Source organism: Bacillus salacetis (assembly GCF_003581585.1).
Classification (GTDB): Bacteria; Bacillota; Bacilli; order Bacillales; family Bacillaceae_B; genus Rossellomorea; species Rossellomorea salacetis.
Window position 1 is genome coordinate 1 of record NZ_QXIR01000055.1, and the last position, 14,583, is coordinate 14,583.

The following is a 14,583-nucleotide window of genomic DNA, read 5'->3' on the forward strand; positions in this document are numbered from 1 at the left end:
AGGCGGTTCCGCTTTAGGTCATCCAGCTCCACCGCCTAGCCCCTCGGGGTCATAAGCCAATCCTTCAAGAAGGGAAAAGGGCCCCCTTCCCGCCGGCTTGTCTAATGCCTGTCGGGGCTGATCAAGGCGGTTCCGCTTTAGGTTATTCCATCTTTTTCTTGCTCCTTTTTAAGAGCAGATTCAATTCTTGAGTAAACGATTGATGATATAATAGAAGGCATATGGAGAGGTGAAGGTCGTTGTTGAATGATAAGCTGCTCAATATCAAAACAGAGATGGTTCAAAAAGCCTCTTATGAGTCGCAGCATTATAACCGCTATGAGCCAACTCCTTATCCAGTATTGGAACGATTGTTTGATTATGTTGAACTTGAACAAACGGACAGAATTGTGGATTTTGGCTGCGGGACCGGCAGGTTGAATTTTTATGTGCACCATCGGTTTCAGCCGACGGTTGTCGGAGTGGAAATGAACGAATTTTACTACCATGTGGCCAATGAAAACAAGAACAGCTATCTGGGTGTGTTTGGTTTCAGTGAAAGCAGGATTATATTCGAGAACAGCCTAGCCCAGGATTACGCCATTCATCCAAGAGACAATGTTTTCTATTTTTTTAATCCATTTTCCATTCAGATTTTCATTAACGTCATAAATAATATAGTGCATTCTTTTGAGGAAGAAAGCCGGGATATACAGCTGATACTATACTATGCACCTGAAGATTATGTCTTTTTTCTGGAAAACAAGACGGCTTTTCAATTGAAAAGGGAAATCCCCCTTCCTGGAAATGTCTATGAGAAGTTTCTAATTTACAGTTTGGAAGTAATTGCTCCCACTAGAAAGGTAGATTAACGTGTTTAAAGATATAAGCATTGATGAATTATTACAATTGGACAGAAATAAATACACTTTTGTCGATGTCCGTTCACCCTCGGAATTTGAGGAGATGACCATTCCCGGAAGCATCAACATTCCGGTCTTTAATGATGAAGAGAGAGCGGAGGTCGGCACGCTTTATAAGCAGGTCAACCCGGAAATTGCTAAAGATCGGGGGCTGGAAATTTTTTCAGACAAACTTCCTGACTTTATCAAAACATTTCGGCAAATCGAAGGTGAAAAGGTTGTTTTCTGCTGGAGAGGCGGCATGAGAAGCAAGTCGGCTGCCACCATGCTGGACCTGATGGGAATCAAGGCATCCAGGCTGCAGGGCGGGGTCCGTACCTATCGTCAATGGACTCTGGAAAGACTGGAGAATTTAAACCTCGGCGGCAGGACCTTTATTTTGAATGGAGGTACAGGGTCTGGCAAGACGATGATCCTTCACCGTTTAAAAGAGCAGGGGCTTCCGGTGCTTGACTTAGAGGGGATGGCTGGACACAGAGGATCGGTTTTTGGTCATATCGGCACCGCTCCGAACAATCAGAAGAAGTTTGATTCCCTTCTTGTGGAAGAGGCTCTTCCTTTGCAGGATGCCCCGTTTGTCATCTATGAAGCGGAAAGCAAGCGGATCGGCAAGGTCATGGTTCCTGAATATCTCCTTAAGAAAAAAGAACAGGGAACCCATATCATTTTAAAAATGCCGATGGAGCAGCGCGTGAAGCACATCCTTGAAGAATATAAATTACAGGATCATCATGAAGAATTTACTTCGGCTTTCAATCGGATCAAGAGGCATATCCATACTCCGGCAGCCAAAGAAATTGAGGAATATGTAGAAGGGCGTGATTATAAAAATGCCCTGCCGCTGCTTCTCGAGTATTATTACGATCCAAAGTATAAGCATTCGGCAAATCAGTATCCAGAGGATCAAAAAATCTTTCTTGAGGTAAAGGATATAGATGATGCAGTGAAGGCAATCTTGGAAATTCTTCCTGAAAGAAGTATGAAAGCCCATCGATGATGGTGTATTGATAAGGCTCTTTTCGTAAACTTTGTTGCTATTCACTATAAATTTCAACTAATATCCTGGTATATCGTCGTAAAAACCCCGGTGAGAAGGAAAGAAAAGAGCTGCTCGTCCTTTTCGAGAGTAAAACCTTTGTATACAGGGGAAAAATCCAGCACCTGGATTTTTCCCAAAGCAACAATATATGCGAAAACAGCCATTGATAAACGATTACATTACAGAATGAACAAGAAGTGCCGGCTGCCATCCTTTGACGGGCACTTCTTCTTTAGGTTCTCAAGTTTTTTGAATATACTGTAATTAAATGTAAAGAACAGTTATAGTAGTTTAGTAGATCTATATTTTAGGTTCTTTTCGTAAACTTTGTTGCTATTCACTATAAATTTCAACTAATATCCTGGTATATCGTCGTAAAACCCCGGTGAGAAGGAAAGAAAAGAGCTGCTCGTTCTTTTTCGAGAGTAAACCCTTTGTTTACAGGGGGAAAATCCGGCACCTGGGATTTTTCCGAAAGCAACAATATAGGCGAAAACAGCCATTTTTTAAAAGGGGAATGAAGATGAAGCGGTTTTTAAAATGGGGCGGAATTGGCATCATCGTCCTTTCGGGGTTGTTTATTGGAGCTGGCAACTATTTTTACAACGTTGCCATCAATCGAAGCCATGATGCGGTAGATTTATATGGCGGATCAGAATCGGCAAGCGCCATGGTGGACGAAGAGGAACAGCAGCGTAAATTGGAGGAGGTCCTGAAGTGGACAGAAGATCAGACCTTCGAAGAGGTGGAAGTGAAGTCCAAAGACGGACTCAAATTGAGTGCGGTGCTGCTGAAAAGTGATGAACCTTCAGGAAAGGCGGTCATTTTGGCTCACGGATACAAAGGCAGTAACGAGCAGATGCCCGGCATTACAAAGTTTTATCATGAACTCGGGTATGATGTTCTGAAGCCGGATGCGAGGGGACACGGGAAAAGTGAAGGAAGCTATATCGGGTATGGCTGGGATGATCGCAAGGACTATCAGGAGTGGATCAATCTATTGGTCAATGACTATGGTGAAAAAGATATTTATCTGCACGGCTTTTCAATGGGTGCCGCAACAGTTCTGATGACCAGCGGGGAAGAACTGCCCGGCGAGGTGAAAGGAATCATCGCGGACAGCGGATATACAACGGTCGAAGAAGAACTTGCCCATCAATTAAGATACCTTTACCATCTTCCGGCATTCCCGTTGATGGACATTACAAGTGCCGTGACAAAGATAAGGGCAGGCTATACCTTTGCAGAGGCATCCGCGGTGGAGCAGGTCAAAAAGAATGAGAGGCCGCTGTTCATCATACATGGAGATCAAGACGAGCTGGTACCGACTGAAATGGCCGATGTCCTGTATAAAGCTGTTTCCAGCGACAAGGAACTGTGGATCGTTCCCGGAGCCGGACATACAGAGGCCTATACGGTTGCAGAGGAAGAGTATCAGAGCCGCTTGAAAGCATTTTTAAAAGAGTGACAGTCACTCCCCGGAATATGTCGAATTCCATAGGCATATTTCGGGCCGTGCCAGCCACCACTAAAAGGAGATGTACATAATGAGCGAAAATAAGACATTATTTCAGGCATTCAAAGAAACATCATTTAAGACAAATGGCCATGGAAATCGGAATGCCGGGGTCCTCAAGGAAGCTTTTGAGCATGTTCCATCCGAACTGGAAAGCGATATGTATGGAAGCGGAAAAGTGATCGAAGACTTTCAAACAAAGATGGCTGATATGCTTGGTAAAGAAGCGTCGGTATTTTTCCCAAGCGGCACGATGGCCCAGCAGATTGCCTTGAGAATCTGGTGTGATGAAAAAGGGACAAAAAAAGTCGCATACCATCCATTAAGCCACCTGGAGATTCATGAAGAAGACGGGCTGAAAGAGCTTCACGGCATTGAGGCGGTTTTACTTGCAGATAAGGACCGGATCATCACACTGGAGGATGTCCAAGAGATGGAAGATGAAGCGGCCGCCATTCTGCTGGAACTGCCTCAGCGTGAAATCGGAGGCCAGCTTCCTGATTTTGGGACACTGCAATCCATTTCAGACCACTGCCGCGATAAAGGAATTTTTCTTCATCTTGATGGAGCCAGGCTGCTGGAAGTCCTGCCATACTATCAAAAGACTGCAGCAGAAATCTGTGCCCTCTTTGACAGCGTATATATATCCGTTTACAAAGGAATCGGCGGCATTGCCGGAGCGGTACTGGCGGGCGATGAGGCTTTCATCAAAAAATCAAAAGTCTGGAAGAGGAGGCATGGCGGTGATTTGATAAGTCTTTATCCATATATCATCAGTGCGGATCATTATTTGGATCAACGAGCTGGGAAAATGGAGAAATATTATCGAAATGCACGTGAATTTGCTCAGTTTTATAATAACTGTACAAGAGTGGTTACAAGGCCGGAAGTGCCGGTATCCAATATGTTTCATGTCCATTATGATGCGGCAGCAGATTCCCTCGAGGAAATCCTCATCGAAGTGTATGAAAAAACAGGGGTTGGCTTAAGCGGATATTTACGGGAAACCAGTGACTCCTCATGCTATTATGAAGTGAGTATAGGCGATCTCTACGATACCATTCCCAAAGAGGATCTGGAAGAAGCATTTCAACTGCTGAACGACAGGCTGAAGCAGATGTAGAAAGGTTCTGTTGGCAACTTTTCAGCAAGTTGAAAAATGAAATGGAGATTATCCAAAGCTCCTCAAAATGCAGCAATATATTAAGACAACAACCTTTTGAAAGAGCGGCGGGTGCAAAAGCCGCTCTTTTACTTTGGCAGGAGATGGATCACTACACCTCAGGTCTTAGTCAAAGTTAATCCCCTGGTGCGTTTTACCGAATTGCTTATTTGTTTATGATGATAATATAAGACTGTTTTCGCATATATTGTTGCTTTCGGAAAAATCCCAGGTGCCGGATTTTTTCCCTGTATTCAAAGGGTTTACTCTCAACAAAAACGAGCAGCTCTTTTCTTCCTGCTCACCGGGGTTTTTACGACGATTTACCAGAATAAAATTTGGAAATTTTAGTGAATAGCAACAAAGTTTACGAAAAGAGTCTACTATAAACAGAGTGATGGGAGGAAACAATATGAAGCAGCACTTATTGGCCGGTGCTTTGTTAAGTACAGTATTGGTGATTTCTGCGGGATGCAGCCCGTTTGAATCAGTAACTTTCGGGAAGGGAAACGGCAGTGAATATGATGTCAATGTGAAAAAGGATTCTGCTGAAGAGCTGGAAGTGGACTTACGCCATGGAGCCGGGGAATTGAACGTTTCTGGCGGTGCGTCTGAGTGGGTTACAGGGGATATCGTCTATAATAACGAAAAGTTGGAGCCGGTTGTAAAATATGACCTGCACGATGGCAGGGGAGATATTGTGGTCAAACAGAAGGGAAACAGCGGCATAAGACTTGGGAGTACCAAGAACGACTGGAACCTTCAGCTAACCAATGAGGTTCCGATCGATCTTCGTGTAGAATCAGGTGCCTCGGATACGAATCTTGATTTAAGCGGTCTTCACCTGACAGACCTGAAAGTGGATGCAGGTGTCGGAGAGGTCGAGGTTGACCTCAGCGGGAAGTGGAAAGAAAGTTTCGATGTTCATATTAATACAGGTGTTGGTGAGACAACTGTCATTCTGCCGGAATCTGCAGGCGTCCAAATCCAATCAGAAGAGGGGCTCGGAACATCCAACTTCGAAGGGTTTACATCCACTGGGGAAAATATATATGTGAATGATGCCTTTGATACAGCAGAAACCATCATCACCGTAAAGGTTGAAACAGGTGTTGGCGAAGTGAACTTTGAATTAGAATAGGACGGAATATGGCATCCAGGCCGGTGAGGACTGGATGCTTTTTGGTTTTTAACAGTTGTATACTAGTATACCGTAATGTCCTGGCGCAGACCGGATGGGGGCCCGACAAAGTAATCTGTGGAGGGAAAGAAGTTTTCTAAAAAGATCTTTCCTTGTTGCCGCCGCCATCTATCTTCTCAAGGACTTCCTTTAAAAGCCCGCGGATTTGAAAGTGATGAACGACAGTCAGTGATATGACAACAAAACTGAATAGAGTGGATAAAATTGTACTTTTCAACAATCGTTTCATTACATTGTTATTTACCAAGGGAACTCCTCCTTTTATATCAACCCTGATTATTATCCTTCTGTACGCTGAAACTATTCGGCCTGAAAAGAGCGCCGACTTCCATTACAGGCTTTCCCTAAGTGCGTTATAATAAGGTTAAACTTATTAATCGACCAAATTCATAAACATTGCAGAAAGGTTTTTATCAATGAATGAAAAGAAAAAGATTCTGGAATCTGATCTATATAAGCCGATCCAAAAACACTTTGCCAAAGAGGGGTATAAGGTGAATGGAGAAGTGAATGACTGCGATTTAACAGCGGTTAAGGGAGATGACTTAATCATCGTGGAGCTGAAACTCAATTTGACCGTCGACCTGCTGATACAGGCTACTAAACGGCAAAGGCTCACAGATTTTGTCTATATAGCGATCCCCCGGCCGAAAAATATGAGATCGAGACGGTGGAAGGACATATGCCATCTGGTCCGGAGGCTGGAACTGGGCCTTATAACTGTTTCAGCTGCAAATAAGGTTCCGAAACCCCAATTCATTCAGCATCCTGAACCATTCGACCTTGGGAAGAGCAAAAAGGGAAGCACCCGCAGGAGAAACAGGCTCCTTGCAGAAATTGAAGGACGAAGTGCCGACTACAATATCGGGGGCAGCAGCAAAACCAAAATCATGACCGCATATAAAGAAAGCTGTATACAGATTGCCTGTTATCTCAAGCAATCCGGACCGCTTGCTCCCAAGGATCTGGTCATGATGGGTACAGGCAATAAGACCCAATCGATTCTAAGCAAAAACTATTACAATTGGTTCGATCGGATCGCACGTGGAATCTATCAGATAACTGAAAAAGGAAAACAAGGGCTGCAGGAGTATCCCGAGCTTACCCAATATTATATGAGAGAGTTCGACAAGAAACAGAGAGATTTGCCGAAATAATTTTGCGAATACAGTAGTAGGATTCTTGCCTCAGGGTAAAAATGCCTATATAATAAAAGTGTAAATAATTTCTAATTAAATTTGATAAGGGCAAACCCGTCGAAAGGCGGTGACGCAAAGCTACAGGGGCTAAAGTCTGAGGACAATGCCAGCCAGCTGCCGGATTTTCTACGTGTCTTAAAGACTGTTCCGGGGAGGGATGGTCTTTTTTGTCATTCCGTCTAGTTGCTTCATAACCGCAGAGAATAGGAGTTTAGTATGAATTTAACACTGTCAGATATAATTACTGAAGGTAAGTTCTGGAATGTCTTTCAGCCTGTCTATGAGATTAACAGCGGCAGCCTGGCGGGATATGAAAGCTTATTTCGCTGTGACTTTGATTCCAATCCTGAACTGGTGTTTTACCATGCCAGAAGATCGGGGATTCTTTATGAACTGGATACAGCCGCCATTAAGCGATCGATAAATGTCTTTAATGAATACTTTTCACGGAAAAACAAGTGCTTTCCATACCTTTCAGTCAACTTGTACCCCTCGACCATCAAGCATCCTTTTTTCATCCAATTCTTACATAAGCTTCTTGACGAAGTTGAACTGCCTCCGGAAAAAGTGGTCCTGGAAATCAATGAAACAGAGCAGAATGATGATTTCCCAAAATTCAGGAAAGTTCTGCATGACTTGAAATCACGAGGCTTCTTGATTGCCATGGATGATTTGGGAAAAGGGAACTCTTCATTAAAGATGGTTCTTGAACTGGAACCGTAAATCATAAAGTTCGACCGCTATTTTTCTCAGGACCTGTCAACAGACTCAAAAAAACAGAGGCTGCTTAAGGCCATAGTTGATTTTGCTCAGGGAGATACAAGCTTTATATTGGAAGGCATTGAAACGGAAGAGGACCTTATTGCTGCCAAGGACCTCGGAATCAAATTCGGCCAGGGGTACTTTCTTGGCAGACCGGAGAAATTGGAAGACTGCGGCAGGAATCTGAAAAAAATCATTTCTTCTTATAACTTGTAATAAGGAGGTTCGCCATGGGGATATGGATGTTAACAGGGGGCATTGCAGCGGGGATCGTACTATTCAAAGCGTTTGATTATATTAAAAATTCGGAAGCAAGAGAAAATGAAAAAAGGATCTTTCAGCTTGTCGAGAGATCACGGGACATCATTTACTATTGTGAGACGAAGCCTGTGCTGAAGTTCAGATATTTAAGTCCCTCCATCGACAGTCTGTTGGGGTCGGGAATACAGGTCAGAAGCATGGTCAATGCCGATACATGCATGGAAATCATCCACCCGGATGACCGGGACATACTTGAAAAGAAAATTTCCGGCGAATGGGACTACAATAAGCCTATTGTCCAAAGATGGAGAGATACAGAGGGGAATTATAAATATTTCGAGGAATTCGCCACTCCCATTTATAAAAATGGTGAGATGACAGCTATCCAAGGTGTCATCAGGAATATTGATGAGAAAATGCAGCTTCAAAAAGAACTGGTCTACAAAGCACATCATGACGGATTGTCGGGACTGTATAACAGGCTGTTCTTCGAGAATGAATCAAGCTTACTGGATGAGTCAAAGGATCATCCGGTTGCTCTCCTGCTTTGTGATCTGGATGAGCTGAAATATTATAATGACACCCACGGCCATAGAACAGGGGATGAATTGATAAAAGAAACAAGCAAGATCCTCCGTACCCTGCAAAATGAACATGTCCTTGTATCCCGGATCGGCGGAGATGAGTTTGCCATTCTGATCAAAGATCCCGGCAAGTATAGGCCGGAAGAAATGAAGGATGCCATCCGCCAGAAAATCGCAAGTTATAACCGCTCCAGTAAAAATATCAACATCATGCTTTCAATAGGGGACGCGTCCAGTTCATCCTCACTCGGAAAAATGAACGAGCTTTACATTTCAGCGGATAGAAGTATGTACGAAGAGAAGAGGGGCAGGAAAAAAGTATTGAATTGATATGAAAGACGAAGAATTTGAAGATATTAGAAAAGGCAGAATCGGTCATTTCAATGAGCGATTCTGCCTTTTTCACTTATGGTTTTGTGAAATTGATGACTTCTATTCCAGCCAAGGTTGAAAAAGGGGCTGTACACTAACTAACAAAGTCTTCTACGGGGCTGATCAAGGCGCTTGCGCTTTCGTTTCATCCAGCTCCAGCGCCTAGCCCCTCGGGGTCATAAGCCAATCCGTCAAGAAGGGTGAAGGGCACCCTTCCCGCCGAATTCGTCTTATGCCTGTCGGGGCTGATCAAGGCACTTGCGCTTTAGTTTAGCCCCAGTGATATATACTTGATTTCGAGGTACTCTTCGATTCCATGGTGTCCGCCTTCACGGCCAAGCCCGCTTTGTTTGAATCCGCCAAATGGAGCCTGTGGTGTAGAAGGAAGGCCGTCATTCAATCCGACGATGCCATATTCCAGGGCTTCACAAATGGTTATCCCTTTTGTGATATTTTCAGTGAAAACATAAGCGGCCAAGCCATAGATGGAATCGTTGGCACGAGCAATGACTTCTTCCATCGACGTAAAGGTAGAAATCGGTGCCAACGGGCCGAATGTTTCTTCCGTCATGCAGAGCATTTGATCTTTTACATTGGAGAGGATTGTTGGTCCAAAGTATAATCCTCCGCTGGTCTCAGCCTGGTATTCAAGGACTGCACCTGCTTGAAGTGCATCATCAACATGATTCTTGACTTTTTGAACTGCAGACTCATCGATCAGAGGGCCGATATCGACTCCTTCCTCCAATCCATTGCCGACTTTTAGCTGCTTCACTTTTTGTACGAGTTTCTCCGTGAACTCGCTTTGGATGGATTCATGGACATAGATACGATTGGAACAGACGCATGTCTGTCCGGCATTCCTGAATTTGGCTGCAATGACACCATCCACTGCTTTATCGATATCACAGTCATCCATGACGATTACAGGGGCATGGCCACCAAGTTCAAGCGAGATTTTTTTTACCGTGTCAGCCGCACCTCTCATGAGAAGCTTGCCGACTTCAGTGGAGCCGGTAAAGGTCAATTTTCTGACGCGGTTGTCGGACAGCCACGTTTCGCCGATTTCTTTTGAATCTCCTGTCACTACATTGATGACACCTTTTGGTATGCCGGCTTTTTCGGCAAGCTCAGCCATTTTTAAGGCGGTAAGCGGCGTTTGTTCAGCTGGTTTGATGACCACGGTACAGCCTGTCGCGAGAGCAGGAGCAACTTTTCTTGTGATCATGGCTGCCGGAAAATTCCAAGGAGTGATAACGGCAACAACGCCAACCGGCTGTTTTTGGACAAACAATCGCTTATTTCTTTGCGTTGCAGGAATCGATTCACCATATACACGCTTGCCCTCTTCGGAATACCACGAGATAAAGCCATTTGCATAGTTCATTTCCCCGGTGGATTCCTTAAGCGGTTTACCCTGTTCCATAGTCATTGTTCTGGCAAGGTCTTCTTTGTTTTCCTCAATCAGCTCATGCCATTTCGACAGCAGCTCGCTTCTTTCATAGGCGGAGCAGCGGGACCATTCCTTGAACGCTTCGGCTGCAGCATCCACGGCTGCAGCAGCTTCATTCCTGCCTCCATTCGGTACAGTGGCAATAATGGCTGAATTAGCTGGGTTGGTGACTTCGATGGTTGATAAGGTGTCTCCGGCTCCCTCACCGTTAATTCTCATCAAATATTTCTCCATGACGATCCCTCCTGAAATTTATGGTTAGCATCATTATACCAATGAAGAAATGAGTGTTGACAGGAATATGTTCAGGCAAATTTGTGTTTTAACTCTTAAAGGGTGCGGGTAAAGTGAATTTGTTCTGATTGGTGCCTGCAGCAGATGGCCGGTTTGAACCAGGCATATGCGGGGATGCCTAAAGAAAAAAAGGACCAGCTTTGAATTGTTTTTCTTCTTTACAAATGGCTCTTTTCGTAAACTTTGTTGCTATTCACTATAAATTTCAAATAGAGTCCTGGTAAATCGCCGTAAAAACCCCGGTGAGTAGGAAAGAAAAGAGCTGCTCATTCTTATTCGATAGTAACACCTTTGAATACAGGGGAAAAATCCGGCATCTGGGATTACTCCGTAAGCAACAATAGATGCGAAAACAGCCTTACAAATAGCCAAAAAACAAATTGAAAAAAATAGAAATAAAGCTGGGATTTTTTGTTCATGATAATGGAGAACCAAAGCAAAATGTTCTGTGGATTCTTGGTTCTTCTATGGTTCCCCACAGCAATGACACTTGTCATATTATGATCATGACAGGTATGTATGCCATTATTTATTTTCTTTTTTATTTTTCAGGTTAAAGATTAAACAGGAAAGGAATTCAGGATGAATGACTAAACACAAGATGAATTTGTTAAGAAAGCAAGTGTCTCCATTTGAAGGTTCCGAGACGGCCAGGAGTATCTTTCAACTGGTTACTACGCTCACTTTGTTCATTGCAGTATGGGCAGCCGCCTTTTGGTGCATTTCTGTTTCGTATCTGCTGACACTGGCATTGGGTATTGTTGGTGCAGGGTTATTGACACGGATCTTCATTATTTTTCATGATTGCTGCCATAACTCTTTTTTCAAGAAAAGGAAAGCCAATGAGGTTATCGGTACGATCACCGGTATCATCACCCTGTTTCCATTTCGTCAGTGGCAGCATGATCACTCGGTTCACCATGCAACGAGCTCTAATCTGGATAAACGCGGTACAGGCGATATCTGGATGATGACGGTGGAAGAGTATAAGGATGCCTCTTTTTGGAAGAAGGTTTCTTACCGGCTTTATCGTAATCCGTTTGTTATGTTCGGCCTGGGTCCGGTTTACGTATTCCTGATCACAAACCGGTTTAATCGCAAAGGCGCACGGAAGAAAGAACGGATTAATACTTATGTGACCAATATTGCGATTGCAGCCATCGTTTCCGTGCTTTGCTATACTGCAGGCTGGCAGGCGTTCCTGCTGGTGCATGGAACGATATTCTATATTGCGGGTATCATGGGCATATGGTTATTTTATGTTCAGCATACTTTCGAAGATTCCTATTTCGAGGAGAACAAAGAGTGGGATTTTGTACTGGCGGCCGTTGAAGGAAGCTCCTTCTATAAGCTGCCAAGGATCCTGCAATGGTTCACTGGAAATATCGGGTTTCACCATGTGCATCATCTTGCTCCAAGGGTCCCTAATTATAAGCTTGAAGCGGCGCACAAAAGCAGCGATTCCTTGCAGCATGTTCCGACCATCACCCTTGCAACAAGCTTGAGCTCCTTGAAGTTCAAGCTGTGGGACGAAACAAATAAGAAATTTGTCCGTTTCAAAGATATCAGGTCGTTAGAAAGTTCAGAGAATATCCCAATGACAGACTGAGAAAATGCGATCCGGCTATAATGGCCGGATCGCATTGTATATCATCGAGTTTTCTTTAAGGAAGGCTGTTTCGTAAAAATTTTTGTTTTTGGAAAAATCCCTAGTGCCGGATTTTCCCCCTGTATTCCGAGGTAATACATTCGAAAATGAAAGTACAGATCTTTTCTTTCCTGCTTACCATGATTTTACGGCGATATACCAGGATACTATTTGAAATTTATATTGTAGCGAAAAAGTTTACGAAAAGAGCCCTACGGAAAGGCAAAGAAAACGTAAGAATCAGAGATGATCTTCGAAACTGCCCATATCTCACCCCTCAGGACCGGCTGCTGAACCGATAGATTGAAAAAACTTTTCTGGAAATCCCCTGACAAAAAGGCTAAGATGAAAGTAGAAAATCCGTAAAGAAAAATGAGGTTCTTTAATGTTTAAACGATATCTTGAATTTCAGCGCAACAGCGGGATTTCCCCGTATATTTGGTTCATTTTATACATTCTGCCTTTTTACTTTATCTTTCAATCTTCATCCATGATCGTCATGATCAGCGGTACAATTTTAACCATCTTGTTTTTTGTGTTTTATCAGATTGCCTTTTTTTCAAAGGGCTGGCTGGTATATTTGTGGACTTTTATATTGATAGGGATATCCACGGCTTCCACATCGTTGTTCAGTTATGTGTACTTTGCGTTTTTCCTTGCACACTATATCGGGAACATCAAAGAACGCAGGACCTTTCTGATCCTGTATTTTGCTCATCTGATCACAACGACTCTTTCAATTAATATTACGATTGTCCAGGAAGAGGCTCTGTTCATCAAGCAATTTCCTTTTGTCATCATCATTTGGATCAGTGTGATATTGCTTCCTTTCAACATCCATAACAAGATGGAACGGGGACAATTGGAGGAGAAGCTGGAGGATGCCAACAAAAGGATATCAGAACTGGGAAAACTGGAGGAAAGGCAGCGGATTGCACGCGATCTCCATGATACCCTGGGGCAGAAGCTGTCTTTGATAGGCCTGAAAAGTGACCTGGCAGGCAAGCTGATCAATAAGGATCCGGAACGCGCAAAAGGAGAGTTGAAGGATGTCCAGCAAACGGCCAGGACAGCCCTCAATGAGGTCCGGAAAATGGTCTCTTCGATGCGCGGCATCCGCCTTGAAGATGAACTTATCACAATAACCAAAATCCTGAAGGCTGCTGAAATCGACTTTGACGGCGTTAAGGAATTGGATCTGAAAAATGTTTCACTGTTGACTGAAAATATACTTAGTATGTGCCTGAAGGAAGCGGTCACAAATATCATCAGGCATAGCGGGGCGACGGAATGCAGATTAACCATCGATCAATCATGGAAGGAAATCACCATGGTGATCAAGGATAATGGGGTTTTCCGGATCCCGGCTGAAGGTGAACGGAAAGGCCATGGTCTCAGGGGGATGAGAGAAAGACTGGAATTCATCAATGGGGACCTGAAGCTGGTGAAGAACGAGGGAACCACCCTCATTATTTCGGTGCCAAACGATGTTAAACAGGAACAGGGGGAAATGATATGATTAAAATCGTCATTGCCGAAGACCAGCAGATGCTGCTTGGAGCATTTGGCTCATTACTTGATTTGGAAGATGATATGGAAGTTGTGGGCAAAGCATCAAATGGCGATGAAGCCCTGCTGCTTGTTCAGCAGCACCAGCCTGATGTCTGCATCATGGACATTGAAATGCCCGGAAAGACAGGACTGGATGCCGCCGAAGAGCTTAAAGGTACTGGCTGCAAGGTCATTATCCTTACCACCTTTGCAAGAGCCGGGTATTTCCAGAGAGCACTCAAGGCGGGTGTGAACGGTTACCTGTTAAAGGACAGCCCGAGTGAAGACCTGGGCAACTCCATCAGGACCGTAATGGCCGGAAAACGGGTGTATGCCCCTGAGCTGATAGAAGATGCTTACGGAGAAGGAAATCCCTTAACTGTGAGGGAAATTGAAGTTCTTGAATTGGTCGCGGATGGGAAGAATACAAAAGAAATCGCTGATGAACTCCGAATCAAGACAGGGACTGTCCGAAATTATATCTCTGCAATACTGGACAAACTTCAAGTGAAAAACCGAATCGAAGCCATTACGCAATCAAAGGAGAAGGGCTGGTTCAAATAAGTGCGAGGCACACTCCGAATGATGCGAGACCCCCTGGCAAGCAGAAAAACGCCCTTTCCTTTAATGGAAAGGGCG

General features: G+C 44.0%; 15 protein-coding genes, 1 pseudogene and 1 riboswitch. Of the genes and pseudogenes, 14 read left to right on the forward strand and 2 right to left on the reverse strand.

All coding sequences use genetic code 11. The features are described 5' to 3' along the window. Positions 1–275: 275 nt before the first annotated feature. From D3H55_RS22970 to D3H55_RS22990, 6 genes are all read left to right on the forward strand, one after another. Complete coding sequence (locus tag D3H55_RS22970) at positions 276–851, forward strand: class I SAM-dependent methyltransferase (protein WP_119549666.1); 576 nt, start codon at positions 276–278, stop codon at positions 849–851. 1 nt (position 852) lies between these two features. After that, a complete protein-coding gene (gene mnmH, locus D3H55_RS22975) occupies positions 853–1,899 on the forward strand; it encodes a tRNA 2-selenouridine(34) synthase MnmH (protein WP_119549654.1) in 1,047 nt (348 codons plus the stop codon). 565 nt (positions 1,900–2,464) lie between these two features. Continuing rightward, positions 2,465–3,409, forward strand: a complete 945-nt coding sequence (locus D3H55_RS22980) for an alpha/beta hydrolase (RefSeq protein WP_119549655.1) — start codon at positions 2,465–2,467, stop codon at positions 3,407–3,409. A 79-nt stretch (positions 3,410–3,488) separates the two neighbouring features. Next, positions 3,489–4,580: a threonine aldolase family protein gene (locus D3H55_RS22985; RefSeq protein ID WP_119549656.1), complete on the forward strand. Its 1,092-nt coding sequence runs from the start codon at positions 3,489–3,491 to the stop codon at positions 4,578–4,580. A gap of 29 nt (positions 4,581–4,609) precedes the next feature. Continuing rightward, entirely contained in the window at positions 4,610–4,759 is a 150-nt protein-coding gene (locus D3H55_RS24685) for a hypothetical protein (protein WP_168413239.1), read from the forward strand. A gap of 272 nt (positions 4,760–5,031) precedes the next feature. Next, complete coding sequence (locus tag D3H55_RS22990; RefSeq protein WP_240628761.1) at positions 5,032–5,760, forward strand: toast rack family protein; 729 nt, start codon at positions 5,032–5,034, stop codon at positions 5,758–5,760. 136 nt (positions 5,761–5,896) lie between these two features. Here the strand turns inward: D3H55_RS22990 and D3H55_RS24690 are convergent, their stop codons facing one another. Further along, positions 5,897–6,067: a hypothetical protein gene (locus D3H55_RS24690; RefSeq protein ID WP_168413240.1), complete on the reverse strand. Its 171-nt coding sequence runs from the start codon at positions 6,065–6,067 to the stop codon at positions 5,897–5,899. 169 nt (positions 6,068–6,236) lie between these two features. On the opposite strand from D3H55_RS24690, the gene D3H55_RS22995 reads away from it, so the two are divergent. The 4 genes and pseudogenes from D3H55_RS22995 to D3H55_RS25335 all read left to right on the forward strand — a co-directional run bounded on the left by D3H55_RS22995 (position 6,237) and on the right by D3H55_RS25335 (position 9,096). After that, positions 6,237–6,977: a DUF2161 domain-containing phosphodiesterase gene (locus D3H55_RS22995; RefSeq protein WP_119549658.1), complete on the forward strand. Its 741-nt coding sequence runs from the start codon at positions 6,237–6,239 to the stop codon at positions 6,975–6,977. A gap of 79 nt (positions 6,978–7,056) precedes the next feature. After that, a riboswitch (cyclic di-GMP riboswitch) is annotated at positions 7,057–7,141 on the forward strand. Positions 7,142–7,235: 94 nt separating this feature from the next. Then, a pseudogene (locus D3H55_RS23000) lies at positions 7,236–7,997 on the forward strand (EAL domain-containing protein). Positions 7,998–8,011: 14 nt separating this feature from the next. Continuing rightward, on the forward strand, positions 8,012–8,956 hold the full coding sequence (locus D3H55_RS23010; protein ID WP_119549661.1) for a sensor domain-containing diguanylate cyclase: 945 nt from the start codon (positions 8,012–8,014) through the stop codon (positions 8,954–8,956). A gap of 17 nt (positions 8,957–8,973) precedes the next feature. Further along, on the forward strand, positions 8,974–9,096 hold the full coding sequence (locus D3H55_RS25335; RefSeq protein ID WP_276310263.1) for a hypothetical protein: 123 nt from the start codon (positions 8,974–8,976) through the stop codon (positions 9,094–9,096). A gap of 167 nt (positions 9,097–9,263) precedes the next feature. On the opposite strand, the gene D3H55_RS23015 is transcribed toward D3H55_RS25335, so the two are convergent. Beyond that, the gene (locus D3H55_RS23015) at positions 9,264–10,685 is read right to left on the reverse strand and encodes an NAD-dependent succinate-semialdehyde dehydrogenase (RefSeq protein WP_119549662.1); all 1,422 of its coding nucleotides are present in this window, start codon (positions 10,683–10,685) and stop codon (positions 9,264–9,266) included. A gap of 440 nt (positions 10,686–11,125) precedes the next feature. Between D3H55_RS23015 and D3H55_RS24695 the strand changes: the two genes are divergently transcribed. The 4 genes from D3H55_RS24695 (at position 11,126) to D3H55_RS23030 (ending at position 14,508) form a co-directional block, all read left to right on the forward strand. Then, positions 11,126–11,302 carry a hypothetical protein gene (locus D3H55_RS24695; RefSeq protein WP_168413241.1) on the forward strand — a complete coding sequence of 59 codons (177 nt, stop codon included), beginning with the start codon at positions 11,126–11,128 and terminating at the stop codon, positions 11,300–11,302. 29 nt (positions 11,303–11,331) lie between these two features. Next, complete coding sequence (gene desA / locus D3H55_RS23020) at positions 11,332–12,354, forward strand: Delta(5) desaturase DesA (RefSeq protein ID WP_119549663.1); 1,023 nt, start codon at positions 11,332–11,334, stop codon at positions 12,352–12,354. 424 nt (positions 12,355–12,778) lie between these two features. Then, on the forward strand, positions 12,779–13,912 hold the full coding sequence (locus tag D3H55_RS23025; protein ID WP_119549664.1) for a sensor histidine kinase: 1,134 nt from the start codon (positions 12,779–12,781) through the stop codon (positions 13,910–13,912). Further along, positions 13,909–14,508 carry a response regulator transcription factor gene (locus tag D3H55_RS23030; protein ID WP_119549665.1) on the forward strand — a complete coding sequence of 200 codons (600 nt, stop codon included), beginning with the start codon at positions 13,909–13,911 and terminating at the stop codon, positions 14,506–14,508. The genes D3H55_RS23025 and D3H55_RS23030 overlap by 4 nt, the downstream gene beginning before the upstream one ends. Positions 14,509–14,583: the final 75 nt, after the last annotated feature.